Origin of the sequence: Geobacter metallireducens GS-15 (assembly GCF_000012925.1) — a bacterium.
In the GTDB taxonomy this organism is placed as follows: Bacteria; Desulfobacterota; Desulfuromonadia; order Geobacterales; family Geobacteraceae; genus Geobacter; species Geobacter metallireducens.
This window is the reverse complement of sequence record NC_007517.1, coordinates 3,308,820-3,323,207: the sequence shown is the minus strand read 5'-3', so window position 1 is coordinate 3,323,207 and position 14,388 is coordinate 3,308,820. Positions and strand designations below refer to the sequence as shown.

At 58.3% G+C, this 14,388-nt stretch carries 17 protein-coding genes and 1 riboswitch; of the genes, 3 read left to right on the top strand and 14 right to left on the bottom strand.

Features of this window, described 5'->3' with window-relative positions; genetic code table 11:
• Positions 1–127: 127 nt before the first annotated feature.
• The 13 genes from GMET_RS14745 to GMET_RS14685 all read right to left on the bottom strand — a co-directional run bounded on the left by GMET_RS14745 (position 128) and on the right by GMET_RS14685 (position 9,174).
• Positions 128–784: a fumarylacetoacetate hydrolase family protein gene (locus tag GMET_RS14745; protein WP_004512873.1), complete on the bottom strand. Its 657-nt coding sequence runs from the start codon at positions 782–784 to the stop codon at positions 128–130.
• Between the two features lie 39 nt (positions 785–823).
• Positions 824–1,783 (bottom strand): TIGR01212 family radical SAM protein, encoded by a 960-nt coding sequence (locus tag GMET_RS14740; protein ID WP_004512872.1) that lies wholly within the window; start codon positions 1,781–1,783, stop codon positions 824–826.
• Positions 1,784–1,786: 3 nt separating this feature from the next.
• The gene (thiE, locus tag GMET_RS14735; protein ID WP_004512871.1) at positions 1,787–2,428 is read right to left on the bottom strand and encodes a thiamine phosphate synthase; all 642 of its coding nucleotides are present in this window, start codon (positions 2,426–2,428) and stop codon (positions 1,787–1,789) included.
• Positions 2,421–3,203, bottom strand: a complete 783-nt coding sequence (locus GMET_RS14730; RefSeq protein WP_004512870.1) for a thiazole synthase — start codon at positions 3,201–3,203, stop codon at positions 2,421–2,423. The genes thiE and GMET_RS14730 overlap by 8 nt, the downstream gene beginning before the upstream one ends.
• 15 nt (positions 3,204–3,218) lie before the next feature.
• Positions 3,219–3,416 carry a sulfur carrier protein ThiS gene (thiS, locus tag GMET_RS14725; protein ID WP_004512869.1) on the bottom strand — a complete coding sequence of 66 codons (198 nt, stop codon included), beginning with the start codon at positions 3,414–3,416 and terminating at the stop codon, positions 3,219–3,221.
• A 93-nt stretch (positions 3,417–3,509) separates the two neighbouring features.
• Positions 3,510–3,615, bottom strand: a riboswitch (TPP riboswitch).
• A 118-nt stretch (positions 3,616–3,733) separates the two neighbouring features.
• A complete protein-coding gene (locus tag GMET_RS14720; RefSeq protein ID WP_011366126.1) occupies positions 3,734–4,264 on the bottom strand; it encodes a menaquinol oxidoreductase complex Cbc5, membrane protein subunit in 531 nt (176 codons plus the stop codon).
• A gap of 37 nt (positions 4,265–4,301) precedes the next feature.
• Positions 4,302–5,150, bottom strand: coding sequence for a HAMP domain-containing protein (locus GMET_RS14715; RefSeq protein WP_004512867.1), 849 nt, complete (start codon positions 5,148–5,150; stop codon positions 4,302–4,304).
• A gap of 121 nt (positions 5,151–5,271) precedes the next feature.
• Positions 5,272–6,261, bottom strand: a complete 990-nt coding sequence (locus tag GMET_RS14710; protein WP_004512866.1) for a cytochrome c3 family protein — start codon at positions 6,259–6,261, stop codon at positions 5,272–5,274.
• A gap of 175 nt (positions 6,262–6,436) precedes the next feature.
• Entirely contained in the window at positions 6,437–7,111 is a 675-nt protein-coding gene (locus tag GMET_RS14705; RefSeq protein WP_004512865.1) for a cytochrome b/b6 domain-containing protein, read from the bottom strand.
• A gap of 2 nt (positions 7,112–7,113) precedes the next feature.
• Positions 7,114–8,166, bottom strand: a complete 1,053-nt coding sequence (locus GMET_RS14700) for a cytochrome c3 family protein (protein ID WP_004512864.1) — start codon at positions 8,164–8,166, stop codon at positions 7,114–7,116.
• A gap of 64 nt (positions 8,167–8,230) precedes the next feature.
• The gene (locus tag GMET_RS14695) at positions 8,231–8,461 is read right to left on the bottom strand and encodes a hypothetical protein (RefSeq protein WP_004512863.1); all 231 of its coding nucleotides are present in this window, start codon (positions 8,459–8,461) and stop codon (positions 8,231–8,233) included.
• Between the two features lie 49 nt (positions 8,462–8,510).
• Positions 8,511–8,903 carry a response regulator gene (locus GMET_RS14690; RefSeq protein WP_004512862.1) on the bottom strand — a complete coding sequence of 131 codons (393 nt, stop codon included), beginning with the start codon at positions 8,901–8,903 and terminating at the stop codon, positions 8,511–8,513.
• A 31-nt stretch (positions 8,904–8,934) separates the two neighbouring features.
• Entirely contained in the window at positions 8,935–9,174 is a 240-nt protein-coding gene (locus GMET_RS14685) for a hypothetical protein (RefSeq protein ID WP_011366125.1), read from the bottom strand.
• Positions 9,175–9,654: 480 nt separating this feature from the next.
• Here GMET_RS14685 and GMET_RS14680 point away from each other — a divergent pair, with 480 nt between their 5' ends.
• Positions 9,655–11,067: a sigma-54-dependent transcriptional regulator gene (locus GMET_RS14680; RefSeq protein ID WP_004512860.1), complete on the top strand. Its 1,413-nt coding sequence runs from the start codon at positions 9,655–9,657 to the stop codon at positions 11,065–11,067.
• A gap of 91 nt (positions 11,068–11,158) precedes the next feature.
• On the opposite strand, the gene GMET_RS14675 is transcribed toward GMET_RS14680, so the two are convergent.
• On the bottom strand, positions 11,159–12,790 hold the full coding sequence (locus GMET_RS14675; protein WP_004512859.1) for a sensor histidine kinase: 1,632 nt from the start codon (positions 12,788–12,790) through the stop codon (positions 11,159–11,161).
• A 187-nt stretch (positions 12,791–12,977) separates the two neighbouring features.
• Between GMET_RS14675 and GMET_RS14670 the strand changes: the two genes are divergently transcribed.
• Together GMET_RS14670 and GMET_RS14665 are read left to right on the top strand one after the other, a co-directional pair.
• Positions 12,978–13,835 (top strand): alpha/beta hydrolase, encoded by an 858-nt coding sequence (locus tag GMET_RS14670; RefSeq protein WP_004512858.1) that lies wholly within the window; start codon positions 12,978–12,980, stop codon positions 13,833–13,835.
• A 63-nt stretch (positions 13,836–13,898) separates the two neighbouring features.
• On the top strand, positions 13,899–14,363 hold the full coding sequence (locus tag GMET_RS14665) for a DUF3015 family protein (RefSeq protein WP_011366123.1): 465 nt from the start codon (positions 13,899–13,901) through the stop codon (positions 14,361–14,363).
• Positions 14,364–14,388 lie beyond the last annotated feature (25 nt).

Here is a 14,388-nt window from a genome sequence, read left to right as displayed (position 1 = left end):
CGTCCCCTGGCACTCCGGGCATGTTTTCTGGGTTTCCATTGCCCACCTCCTGTAATTTGCTGACAATACCGATTTCGGCCAGAATAACCCGGTGCGGAAAATAAAATCAATAATTTGAGTATTTAAATTATTTAACGGAGACCTGGAGCCGGGCAACACCCGGTATCTCAGCCACGAGACGATCTCCCGAAACAATGGGGCTGACGCCGGCGGGGGTTCCGGTGAGGATCACGTCCCCCGGTTCCAGGGTGAATATCCCCGACATATGGCTGATGATCTCGCGGACCGTGTGGATCATGAGGGAGGTTGAGCCGTCCTGGCGCGTTTCGCCGTTGACGGTCAGGATAATCCGCAGGTCTTGCGGATCGGCGACCCGGTCGGCAGGCACAAAAGGAGAGAGGGGGCAGGCGGTGTCGAACCCCTTGGCGATGTCCCAGGGGAGCCCTTTCTTCTTGAGCTCGGCCTGCACGTCCCGTAGCGTCAGGTCGATGGCGACACCGTAGCCGGCCACGTGTTCCAGGGCGCGTTCAACGGGGATATCTTTTCCCGCTGTCCCGATGAGGACCGCCAGTTCCGCTTCGTGGTGGCAGTCTCTGGAGTAAGGGGGAATCACAATGGCGTCGCCATCACCGATGACCGACGTGGCGGGTTTGGTGAAAATGACCGGCGCATCCGGGGTTTCGTTCCCCAGTTCCTTGATGTGTTCCGCATAGTTGCGGCCAATGCAGAGGATCTTGCCGATGGGGTATTCCGTGGCGCTTCCTGCCAGGGTGGCAAACGTCATGATGTTCCTCCTGAAAAAAGGGCGGGTTTGAGACCCGCCCTACAAGTTACCCGCCTTGAGGCATGAGTCGGTAAGTCGGCATCCCTGCCAGGTGCCGCGGCGTTTCAGCTCGTTCACGATCGAAAACCACATCTGGTTGTTCTTCAGATTCCAAGTGGGAGCAACCCGGATGGTGAGGGGGGCCGAGCCGTAGAGTCGCTGGATGGCGATGCGCGGCGGCAGGATCTCCAGGAAGTCGCAGGCGGTGGCCACGTACTCCTGGTGGGTGATGGGAACGAAGTCGCCCTGGTGGTACAATTCCGCCAGCCGCGTCCCCTTCACCGCGTGGAGTTGGTGGATCTTCACCGAGTTCACGGGAAGCCCCGCCATCATGTCGGCGGTTCGCAGGAACCCGTCGCGGGTCTCGCCGGGGAAGCCGTAGATCAGGTGGGTGCAGAGCTCGATCCCCCGTCCCTCGATCCGTGCAACCGCCTCCAGGTATTCGGTCAGGGTGTGGCCACGGCCAATCTGTTGGAGGATTTTGTCGTCCATGGACTGGAGGCCCAGCTCGATACAGACGTAGTGACGTTTCGCCAGATCGGCCAGAAGGTCCAAGGCCTCGTCCGACAGGGAATCGGGGCGGGTGCCGACGGAGATGCCGATTACGTCCGGATGGGCCAGTGCCCGGGCGTAGAGGTCCCGGAGTCGCTCCACCGGGGCGTAGGTGTTGGTGAACTTCTGAAAGTAGACGATGAATTTCTCGCTCCCGAGGCGGCGCCGGTGATAGGCCATCCCCTCGGCCATCTGAATCTCGATCGGTATTTCGGCCACGGTGCCCCCCGGCGAGAAGGAGGCATTGTCGCAGTAGATGCACCCCCCTGTCCCCCGAGTGCCGTCGCGATTGGGGCAGGTGAATCCGCCATCCACGTTCACCTTGCTCACGCGGCAGCCGAAGCGGCGGCGCAGGTACGTGCCGTACGAATTGAAGCGGAGATCGGGGTTGATGAGCAAATCGGGCATTGGTTACTCGGTGCGTCGTCCCTGCTCCAGGAGCGTCAGGATGGCGCGGGCTTCTTCGTTGGGGTTGACGGCGGCGATGACGGCCGAGATGAGGGCAACGCCGGCGGCGCCTGTTGCCAGGACTTCCGGGATATTATCCCCCTTGATCCCGCCGAGGGCGAAGACGGGGATAGTGAGGAGCGCCGCCGCTTCGGCCAGCCGCTCCACCCCCACCGGCGCGCCGTAGGCCGCTTTGGAAGGGGTGGGGTAGACGGGGCCGAAGGTGATGAAGTCGGCCCCCGACTTTTCGGCGGCCAGTGCCCCCTCCCTGTTGTGGCAGGAAACGCCGATGAGCCTGTGGGCGCCGAGGATCCGCCGCGCGGCATCGGCGGGGATGCTTGCTTCCCCCAGGTGTACCCCGTCGGCATCCGTCGCCAGGGCAATATCCACCCGGTCGTTGATGATGAGTTTCGCCCCGTAACGGCCCGTCAGCTCTCTCATTACACGGGCCAGCTCCAGAAGTTCCCGGGAGGAGAGGTCCTTCTCCCGCAGCTGTACGGCCCGCACTCCCCCTGCCAGGGCCTCCTCCACCACGGCGGGGAGGTCCCGGCCAGTCGTCTGGCGACGGTCGGTGATGAGGTAGAGGGAAAAGTCAACCTTACTCAATCATCCCCTCGATGGGGCTCGATGCGGTGGCGTAGAGCTTTTTCGGGATGCGCCCCGCCCGGTAGGCGAGCCGCCCGGCCCGCACCGCCAGGTTCATGGCCTCGGCCATGGCGATGGGATTCTGGGCGCCGGCGATGCCGGTGTTCATGAGGACGCCGTCAACCCCCAGTTCCATGGCAATGGCCGCGTCAGAGGCCGTTCCCACGCCGGCGTCAACGATGACCGGCACCTTTACCGTCTCCATGATGATCCGGATGGTGTAAGGGTTGCGGATGCCGAGGCCGCTCCCGATGGGTGCGCCAAGCGGCATGACTGCGGCACAGCCGATGTCCTCCAGCTTCTTGCAGATGATGGGGTCGTCGCTCGTATAGGGAAGGACTGTGAACCCGTCCTTGACGAGGATCTTGGCCGCCTTGAGGAGCTCCTCGTTGTCGGGGTAGAGGGTCGTCTCGTTGCCGAGAACCTCCAGTTTAACCATGTCGCTCATCCCCGCTTCCCGGGCGAGTCGGCAGGTGCGGACCGCGTCGTCGGCCGTGTAGCAGCCGGCGGTATTGGGAAGAAGCGTGTATTTCCTGGTGTCGATGAAGTCCAGGAGCGACTCCTTGGAGCGGTCGGTGATGTTGACTCGCCGCACCGCCACGGTGATGATCTCGGCTCCCGAGGCCTCCAGGGCCGCCACCATCTGCTCGTTACTGGCGTATTTGCCGGTTCCGACCATGAGGCGGGAGCTGAATTCCCGGCCGGCGATGATCAGCTTGTCGTTCGTAGTGGACATGGGTAGTCTCCTTTGTTATCCCCCGCCCACAAAGTGGACGATCTCGATCCGGTCTCCGTCGTTGAGGATGGTGGATTCGTATTCACCCTTGGGAAGAATGTCGTGGTTCAGTTCTACCGCCACCCGGCGGGGGTCGATGTCGAGGGAGCGAAGAAGCTCAAGCATCGACATGGGGGTGGCAGCCCGTGCTTCGCCGTTGACGATGATTTCCATTGTGTTCTCCGAGTATGGGTGCCGGTTCGTCGAAACCGGCATCTGGTCGCGTAAACAAAAAAGGCCGCAGAAGCGGCCCGTGGTCGTGGAATAGACCATGGTGGAACGCTTCCCTACGCCGGCATTATCCGGATCAGGTTCAAAGGGTTGTCCGTAGCAGCGCGTCGGACTCTCAGTCGAAACTCCCCTAGCGAGTTGGTTCTATGTGATTATAAAACAGCGTAACCTCGGAACAAAGCTAACAAGTATGCCGGAATTCGTCAAGGGTTTTCAGCCGAACTCCTGTGACGGGGATGGGAGGAAGGAGCACGGAGATGCTACGATTTTCTTAACCGCTCGATGGAGTCGAGAACCTCCTGCTCGCGGCGGATCGCTTCATTGCAGAAGTTCCAGATGTGGTAGCTTTCGAGCCCCAGGATGGTGACGCCTGCAACAAAGACCGCCCAAAAATTCTCATTGAGGGCCTTGGCGAAATGGTAGAAGCCGTAGAAGGCGGCGAGGTATCCCACATGGGCAAAACCGCTGTACTCTTCCTTTCCTCCCATCATGCGCGAAAGGATGAGGATGATCGCCGAGAAAGTATAGAGAACGAGGGCTCCGCTGATCATGATGGCGGAGGGTGGCTTTCCGAGGGTTGCGCGGATCGATGGAGGGAGCGGGGGGAGGATGCTGAAGTCCCCTAACGCAACGATACTGACGGCGATGAAGAGAGCCATGGCCCAGAGGCCGCGGTTCGACTTGCTTCGGAGTCGTTTGATCCGTTGAACGGTTTCCTGTCGCACCGCGTCCCTGTCCGGGGGGGTGCCCGTTGCGTCGGGCTTGGGAGGGGGGGGCTGGAAGCGCTTCATGGAGGATGGGTCACGGATGTCGGCCATGAGCGACGGATCAGGAACGGCTGTCGGCGCCGTCGCCTTCGGCTGACCGCTGTTGTTTCGACTCATTCTGAGTCGCCGTCAGCCTGGTTGCCATCTCCTCGAACGAACGGGCCAGTTCGCCGATTTCATCACGATAGGCCGGAGCTTTTCTGTTCGCGTCGCCCCTTTTTATGGCAACAACATAGTTGGCCAATTCCTTGATGGGAAGAAGGACATTGCGGAGCAGGAGCGCGGAGACTCCCCCAACCGTGAGAATGAGAACCATGACGCAGAAGACGATCATTCTGCCGCGCAGGGTACCGAGCGTTTTTTGGAGCGGTTCCTCCGAGAGGCCAATGTCCAGAGTGCCGAGAAGTTTCAGGTTGGGGCTGTGGACGTGGCAGGCGGCGTTGAAGCAATCGGGTTCGTTGTAAATGGGGACCGTGATGGCGATGACGCTGTGGCCTTGTTCGTTGATGTAGCGTCGGGCCTGTTCCATCCTTCCCATGCTGGTGAGGGGAACCGGGCCGGTATGGCAGGCGATGCATCCAGCGGCCTTTTTGTCGACGAGTTTGTTCACGTCCTCGGTGTGGGCCGAGAACATGATGACCCCTTTCTTGTTGAAGATGCGGGTGTGCTCAACCCCCTTCTGCTGGCCTATGTTGTCAATGATGTTGCGTAATGTCTCCCGGTCGTCCTTCAGCATGGCGTAGCGGGCCGATTTGACGATGGTTCCGGCCAGATTGGTTTCGTGCTCTATGGCATCATTGAGCATGTCGGTCTTGATGACCGAGTAGAGGAGGATGCAACAGACTACGACGAATCCTGTTACGGCGATGGCGGGCGGCACGGTTGCCTTGGCGGCGAAGCTTTTCAGCATGGGCGCTCCCTGGATGAGGTTCTTTTAAGTTAGAGAATAACCCGTTCGGCCGATAATGCAAGGGCGGGAGTCGGAACTCCCGCCCCTGGGTGATCATTTCGTCAGCAAGAGACCTGAATTACTACATGTCGTGGCATTTCACGCAGTCCTCGCGTACACTGAAGGCTTTCTTGCCGTCGTGGCAGGCGCCGCACGATTTCCCCTTCTCCATTTCGAACATGGTCACTACCTTGGCGCTGCGGCCCGCTTTGAAGATCTTGGTGTGGCAGGCGTTGCAACTGTACATCGCAAGGTGGACATCGTGGCTGAATTTGACCGGTCCAGCTCCCGATACTTTGAAGTTTACAGCTTTGACGGGGTGGCACTTGGCACACTGCTTCACGTCGAAGAGTCCCTTGCCGTTGTGGCAGGCCCCGCAGGATTTCCCCTTTTCCATGGCAGCCATGCCGACCGGCTTGTTGCGGCCCGCTTCATAGAGCTTGTTATGGCATTCTCCGCACTTCCTCTTTGCTGCATGGAGTTTGTGGCTGAAAATGATCTTGCCGGTTTCCTTTGAGGTGAGCCCCACTTCCTTCACCAGGTGGCAGCGTGCACATTCATTCACGCTGAAGGCCGACTTGCCGTTATGACAGGCGCCGCAGGACTTCCCTTTCTCCATTTCGGCCATGGTGACCGGCTTGTTGTGGCCGGCCTTGAAGAGCTTGGGATGGCAGGCGCCGCAGTCTGAGTACTTGGCCAGGTGTTTCTTGTGACTGAAGGGGGTGGGACCCGCGGACTTCACCTGGTAGGTGATTTCCTTCACCGCGTGGCATCGGGCGCAATCCTTGAGGGGGAATACGCCATCTTTCCCGGTATGGCAGGCGCCGCATGATTTTCCCTTTTCCATGTCGGCCATGGTGTAGGTCACCTTCTTCTTCATGTCGAAGATGGCAGGGTGACAGGCCTTGCAGTTGTTTTCGATACCCTTCTTGCCGATATGGACCTTATGGCTGAAGACGATCTTGCCAGCGTCCTTCGTGGTGAAGACCACGTCTTTGATGCTGATGCCGAAGGCAAGACCGGCAACGGCGAGTGTACAGGCCACGAGGGGAAGGGTGAAGCGGAATCTCATGTTAGCCTCCTCAGGAATGATTGAATACTGTATACACCGGAACTGGCCGAATTATAGGTAATGAAGCAAGATTAGTCAATTTTAAATACCCTGCTTTCCATTCAGTTTGGATAGTGGCGCAAAAGAAAGGCGAAACGGCAGGCCGTTTCGCCTTTGAGAGATCTGTCTCCCCGGGTCAGTGGTGCTTGACCTCTTCCCAGCCGTCCCACATGGGCTTGAAGTGGGCAAGCATCGTGTGCCCCATGGTTGCCAGGTAGATATGGACGAAGAGGAAGGCGCAGAAGCAGCAGGCGATCAGGAAATGGGCGCTGACGAGAATTTTGAGGCCTCCCAGCAGCATGATCATTTCTCTGAGGGGGGCAACGTTGAGGATGAGAATGCCGGTCAGGATGACCAGGGGGAGCAGTACGAGCATCAGCCCCATGTAAGCCACCTTCTGCATCGGGTTGAATTTGTCGTCAGGAGTGGCGTGGTGCGGACTCGGACCCCCCTTGAAGAAGTAGTAGAAGTAGTAAAGCACCTGCCGGAAAATTCCCATTTTTATGTCATAGGTGTTGGGGACGTAGAGCTTGAAGAGATTCCCCTTCACGATCAGGTAGTACGCGAACCAGATTGCGTAGAAGATGGAAACGGTGATGCCGGCGGTGTTGTGGAGCCTGATGGCGGCTTTGTAGGTCCCGAAGATGTTCACGTATTCGGGGAACCTGATCTGGAGCCCGGTGACACAGAGGGTAACGATGCCGAGGGCGTTGATCCAGTGCCAGATTCTGACCGGCATTGGGGTAAGGTAGATATACTCAGCGTGTTCCGCATGCTCTGTATGCAATGCTTGCTCGTTATGGGCGCTCATGATTAGTGCTCCTTTCTATTTTTTCTGGTGAGGAATCTTAGTGTCCCGTGCACTCCGGCAAACCCCATGCCGCCGAGGACGATGAGTCCGCCGACGATGGAGAGCGCCGTGCTGCGGGTGGAGCCCATCATGTAGAAGTCGGGAGTCCCGTAGAGGACGTCGAGGACGGCTCCCTTCTCGACGGCCACGCGGGTGTAGGTGCCTCCCTTTTCCGGGAAGGCGACGAAGCTCGTCTGCATGGCCCTGGGGCCGGAGGCATGGCAGAAGGTGCAGTCCCAGCGGTTGTCCAGAATCTGGTAGCTGTGGGTTACCTTTTCGGGGGTCATCATTCCCCAGAGTCTCATGTCGTCATGCTTCGAATTGCGGTTGAAGGACCGAAGCTCAGCCAGGGAGATGAAGTTGTCGCCATTGGTGTCGATAAGGGCTTTCACGTCCTTGTCGCCCGGCACGAGCTGGGTGAGCTCGTCAAAGCTGGCCACCTTGAAGTCGCTGTGCTCCTTTGTCCCCAGCCGTTTCTCGATGTACATGGTTATGACGTAATTTTGCGAACCGGTGTGGCAGGTGATGCAGGGGAGGGCGTCGATGTGGAGGTCTGCCTGCGGAAGCCATTTGGCGTGAACATTGACCATCTTGGCGGTTTCGTGGCATTTGGCGCACATGGCGTTCATGTCCCGGGCCGACGTCATCGCCGGCGGCTTCACCGCATGGGGATTGTGGCAGTCGGCACACGCCGCGTTATTGGCGTGGAGACTCGCGGCATACTCCTGGTGGACCGGGCTGTGGCATTCCTTGCAGGTGGCCCGCGACGGCCTGATGCCGTCATTCGGGTGATTGGATGTCACCGATTCATGGCAAGAGGTGCAGCCGATGATCGAATGGCTGGTTTTCTTGTACTGGCCCGGGTCGATGAAGAGATGGGACCCGCTCTTGCCGCTGATATTCTTGTCGCCGTGGCAACCGATGCATCCGTCTTCGGTAGCTGCGGCGGCAAGGGCCACCATCGGGAAGACCAGGAGAATCGATAGCACGAGAGTTGCTGATCGTAGGGTTGTCATTACGTCGCCTCCTTTTCCTGTGCGGTGAATACGTTGGTTTCTCGTGACGCGGTGCGGCATTCATTTAGTGGTGCGCAGACTCTTTGGCCATGGGCTGTTCCTTCTTGAGCCCCTTGGCGAAGCCGAGCATCATGAGCAGTGCCGGAAGAAGTTGGGCGACGACGATAAGGGCGCAAAATCCGAGGAATATCCAGACGAAGATGCCGCTGTTGTCTTCCCGCGCTCCTGATGCTGCCAGCGCCGGAACCGCCATGCCGAGCCAAACTGCGATTGTTTGTGCCAATGAGCGTTTCATGGTGTCCTCCTTTTTTCCCTTTGATTCCGTGGTTGGTTAACCAAAAGCGTTATCTTGCCGGCCGTGCGCTGAGAAGGTTTTCGAAGGCGCATCGCACGGCCTGGCGGATTTCTTCTTTGTCCTCCGGTTTGACCGGTCTCAGTGCGTGGTAGAATATCCCATCCTTGCGAAGCTTACGCATGACCGGGAGGGAGTCCTCATCGGATACGAGGATAATCGTAACGTTCCGATCGCATTGCTTGAGGAGTGGTATCAGATCGCCGGCCTTGAAATTGTCGAATTCGCTCCCGATAAGGACCACCTGCGCGGTTTTTTTGAGTATCCCATAGAGGGCGTTGGCCGCTGAGTTGGTCACGGTAACGTTGTAGCCTGCTTCGATGAAAAGATCCGCCAGTTCCTTGCGAGCAACAGTATCGTTGTCTGCGATGAGAAGTCCTAACATGGCTGTCCTCTCTCCGTCGGAATCGCCAGACCTACCGTTCGTTGCCGGAGTCGCCCATGACGGTTTCGTCGGCCGGCCTGGAGAAAAGCCCTTTCATCATGGAGCCGAACAGGATCAGGCCGGGGGCCAGTTGGAAAGCTATGACCAGGGCACCAAACGCGAGGAAGAGCGTCACCAGGAAGCCGTTGGCCTCGGATTCGGCACCGCTTGCCGCAAGGGCTGTACCGGATGCTGCAAGAAGTGCTAAGAGTGCTCTCGCTGAGGTTTTCATGGCATTCTCCCTGGGTATGTGAATAACGATGCGTGCCGTCTTGACCATTACAAGTGCATCCGTTATGCCAGATTGATTAAATATTTTTAAGTTATTGAAAATTGGGAAGAATTCGTTTAAAGGCCAGAGCCTGAGAGGACGGGGATGGGGCGATGTGTATAATGTAGTTATACGGGCACCGGGCAGTCCCGGAGCGGCCTGAAAGGGTGTCTGTGGCTAACTTGCCGTAATTGCATGGTATTGTGCTTGGGTTTGGAGTGTATAAATTATTGTACAGTCGGGTTTTCGGTTGTATCATATTGAAATCATGTAATAAATTCAAGCGAGTCGACTTTCGGTCGATAGGTGTGACTCCATAAGGTGTTTGACTTGTCAGGGTGGTTGATGTAATTTAGAAACTACTAATCGTCTGTTGCTTTGTCGCCGGTCTGTTATGAATGAGTAACCCACCCGTATGGGGGATGAAAAGGGAAGGTGGCGATGGAAAACATTGATGTTCTTGTGGTGGACGATGAAGCGGTTATTCGCGAGGGACTGCGGCGCATCCTGGAGAAGGAGGGATTCCATGTGGAGACCTCGGCCAGCGGGCAGATTGCCCTCGAACGGATGCAGGAGGAAAACTTCAGTCTTGTGATTACCGACCTGAAGATGCCCGGCATGAGCGGCATGGAGGTTCTCAAGGCAATCAAGGTTCTGCAGCCGGAAGTTCCGGTTATCATCATTACCGGCTTCTCAACCGTCGACACCGCTGTGGAGGCCATGAAGAACGGTGCCTTCGACTACATCGCCAAACCCTTTACCCCCGAGCAGATTACGGAGAAAGTGAGGAAAGCTCTCGATCAGCGTGCAGTCCTGATTGAGAACATCTTTCTGAAGAAGGAGCTGGGAGAGCACCACGGCTTCGATCTCTTCGTGGGGGAGAGCAAGGAAATCCAGAAGGTCTACCGGCGCATCATCCAGGTTGCCCCCACCGACAGCACCGTTCTCATCACCGGCGAGAGCGGTACCGGGAAGGAGCTGGTTGCCCGGGCCATCCACAACCACAGCAACCGCCGCGAAAATCCCTTTGTTGCCGTCGACTGTACGTCCCTGGCCGAGAACCTCCTGGAAAGCGAATTGTTCGGCCACGTGAAAGGATCGTTCACCGGTGCGATCCAGACGAAAACCGGACTCTTCAAGGTGGCTGACGGCGGCACCCTCTTCTTGGACGAGATATCCAACATAAGCCTCACCACCCAGGCGAAGCTCCTGCGGGTTCTTCAGGAGCGGGAGATCACCCCCATCGGCGGCACCCAGCCGGTCCCCATCGACATCCGCCTCGTGGCTGCCACCAACAAGAACCTCCGGACCCTGGTCCCCCAGGGGACCTTCCGGGAAGACCTCTTCTTCCGCCTGAACATTATTCCCATAGACCTTCCTCCCCTGCGTGAGCGCAAGGGGGATCTGCCGCTCCTCATCGCCTTCTTCCTCAAGAAGTTTTCCGAGGAGATGGGGCGGGAAATCCGGGGACTGGCGCCTGACGCCATGGCACTCCTGGAGGATTACACGTTTCCCGGCAACGTACGGGAGTTGGAGAACATCATCGAGCGGGCCGTGGTCCTTGCCGAGGAGGATTTGATCCAGAAGGAAGATCTGGAACTGCGTCTCTCCGGAAGCGAGGGGACCGGAGTTGCGGCCTATGTCCCCCAGAACGTCGAGGAGTTGAAGGAGACCAAGCGGCAGATTCGGGAGCGAGCCGTGGAACCCATCGAAAAGGCCTTTGTCCTCCAGGCCCTCAAACGCAACAACTGGAACATTACCCGGGCTGCTGAGGAAACGGGTATGCTTCGGCCCAACTTCCAGGCGTTGCTTAAAAAACTGCGGATCTCAGTGCGAAGTCAGATGAACAATTGACGCGAAGCCGCTGCTGCGGGGCGATTGAAACGAAAAAGGGGGCCACAATCCGTGGACCCCTTTTCTTATGCCGATGAAAGCGGATGGAGAGTCAGGAGGATTCCGGCAAGGGAGCCGCCTGATTGGCCGCCGCCGCTTCGGCCGTAGCCGTTGCCCTGTCATGGTTGAGCGGCAGCCAGCAGGTGAAGGTGGTCCCCGCTCCCATGGTGCTCCGGACCTCGATTCTCCCACCGTGGCCCTCGATAATTCCGTAGGAAACCGAAAGTCCCAGGCCGGTACCCTTGTTTTCCTTGGTGGAAAAGAAGGGGTCGAATATTTTGGATAAATGTTCCTCGGGAATCCCGCAGCCGTTGTCGGTAATGGCGGCGTAGGCCTCTTCCCGCTCCTGGTCGAAGCCGGTTCTGATCCTGATCTCCCCAGGACCCCCGATGGCGTGGCAGGCGTTCAGGAGCAGGTTGATAAACACCTGCTCGATCTGGTTCGGGTCGAGGTTCATCTCGGGGATGTCGGGGTTGTACTCCTTGATGACGTTGATATCGTGGAAGCTCGACTGGTTGCAGACCAGCGTCAGTGTTGCGTCCATGATGGCGTTCAGGGACGAGGGCTTTTTCTGGGGCATCGATTCCCTGGAGAAATCGAGCAGCCCCTTCACGATTCGGGCGCAGCGCTGGGTTTCCTTGACGATCAGGTCCAGGTCCCCCTTCAGGGACGGATCGAGCTTCGAATCGCTGGCAAGCAGCGACGCGAAGACGAGGATGCCGGTCAGGGGGTTGTTGATCTCGTGGGCAATCCCTGCCACAAGTTCTCCCAGGGAGGCGAGCTTCTCGGAGTGGACCAACTGCGACTGGATTTTCTTGATCTCCTGGGTCCGCTCTTCCACCTTGTCTTCAAGGTTTTTGCCCCAATCCTCCAACTCTACCCGTGCCTTTTTCAGGTTTATTGTCATGCCGTTGAAGGCATCGGCCAGTTCGCCGAGCTCGTCGCGGTTCTTGACCCTCACCGTGGCGTCGAGGTCGCCGCCGCCTATCAAATGGGCATGGTTGACCAGCGCCCGGACCGGCCGGTTGACCAGGCGCTGGGTGAGGAAGGTGAGACAGAGGGCGATAAGGCCGATCTGCAGGACCGTGAGAACGATGATCTCGTTGCGATAGGCGTATACCTTCTGGTGCATCTGGTCGAGGGAAACGATAACGTCCAGGACGCCGAGGACCTTGGCCTCCTTGGGGTGAAAATGACAGGGGGCCGTGTAGCAACGCTCCTCGTTATAGATTGCCTTGGCGAGGCCCAGGACCTCTTTCCCCTCCCTGTTGGTGAAGAGACGGCTGCGATTCATGGTGGTAGCGTGGACAAGGGGAGATGGCCCCGAGTGGCACATGCTGCACGCCTCGGCCTTCTTGTCCAGATAGAGGCCTTTCTCCTTTGAGTCCGTGGAGTGGGTTACGAGGCCAAATTTGTTGACCATCCTGATGCGGTCAATGATTCCCCGCTGGGACCCTACCTCGTCGATGATCTGGTAGGCCCGTTTCAGGTTGTTTTCGAGCATGTGGTAGTGGGTGGTGCGGATGATGGTCTCGCTCAGCTTGTCGGCATCGATGACCGCCTCCTCGTAGAGGAGCTTTTCGAGTTGTTCTACGTTAATGTAGGCAAAGAGCCCCATGGTGGCGAGGAGGATGAGGCTTATGGCGAGGGAGAGTTTGGCAATGAGCGACAGGCGCAAGGGCATGACCTCGGGTGGTACTGTTGTGGCAAGGATCGATGGGGTGTAGTAAATTTAAATACAGCTTAATCTTTGCTGCAATATTAGTCAAGCTCCAGGCGATTACCCGCCTCGGTCCGGCAAGGGGGACGGCGGCGTTGACGGAGTATGCGGGATCAGTTACCATCTGCTATCAGTTCGTGCCGGAGAGACCATGCGTATATCCTCTGTTGTCGCTCTTATGACCCTGCTTTTGCTCTGCACGGGCTGTTCGTCGTTGATCTTTTATCCCCAGCGGCACCTGGTGGACAATCAACTGCTCGTTCGTTTTCCCGCCGAAGATATCTCATTCCGCGCATCCGATGGTGTCCGGCTGCACGGTTGGCTCCTTCGCCCCTCCGGCCAGCCGCGGGGGAGCATTCTCGTCCTCCATGGTAATGCCGAAAACATCAGCACCCACGTGAACAGCATTCTCTGGCTGGTCAAAGAGGGGTTTGCGGTTTTCATCATCGACTATCGTGGCTACGGCCTCTCCGAGGGGACGCCGACCATCGACGGGGTCCATCGGGATGCCGAGGCGGCCCTTGCGACCCTCCTCACCCTGCCGGGTGTGGACCCGCAGCGGGTCGCGGTGCTGGGTCAGAGCCTGGGAGGCGCCATTGCCATCCATCTGGTTGCGACCACGCCCCACAAGAAGGCGGTCAGGCTTCTTGTTGTCGACAGCCCCTTCGCCGACTACCGCCTCATTGCCCGGGAAAAGCTCGGCGGTTTTTTCCTCACCTGGCCCTTCCAGTATCCCCTTTCCCTTCTTTTCAACGACGACTACAGTCCCCTGCGTTTCGTGGGAGAGGTGGCGCCGGTGCCACTCATCATCATCAACGACGAGCTGGATCCGATAGTCCCATCCCGCCATGGCCGGCTGCTGCGCGAGGCGGCAGGCCCTTCCGCGGATCTCTGGACCACATCGGGCCTGGGGCATGTGGGCTCATTTGCCGACCCGGCGTTGCGGCGCGCCCTGGTGGAGCGTCTTGACGGGGCGTTTGCTCCCGGCGCCGACACGCAGAGGCGTTGACAACACTTTATGCTGTGGTAGGGTTGAATCAGTAGGAGGAAAATTTTTACAAGGAGGTAGGATATGAAAAGAGCTCTTCTCGCTGTGGCAATCACGGTCGTCACTGCCGCCTCTGCCTTTGCGGCCAGCGGCAAAGCCAATACCGGCTGTGGCCTTGGAACGGTCCTGTGGAAAGGCCGGGCAGACAGTTCGGTTTTCTCGCAGGCATTACAGGCAACCACCAACCAGACCTTTGGCACGCAGACCTTCGGTATCACCTCCGGCACCCTCGAGTGCGGCACCCCTGGCAAGGTGGTGCAGAACGAGCGCCTGAACCACTTCGTCCGAGCCAACATGGATAACTTGGCCCGTGACATCGCCCAGGGGCGCGGTGAGTCCCTCGACGCCTTTGCCGAGCTTCTCCAGGTGCCGGCTGATAAGCGTCCCGGCTTCTATGCCGCGCTTCAGAGCAACTTCGCGTCGGTCTTCACCTCCGAGAACGTTGTTGTGGCCGAGGTGATCGACAACGCCGTTGCCCTTGCCAACTAGCTAGTCCATTGTGACCAGTCCAACT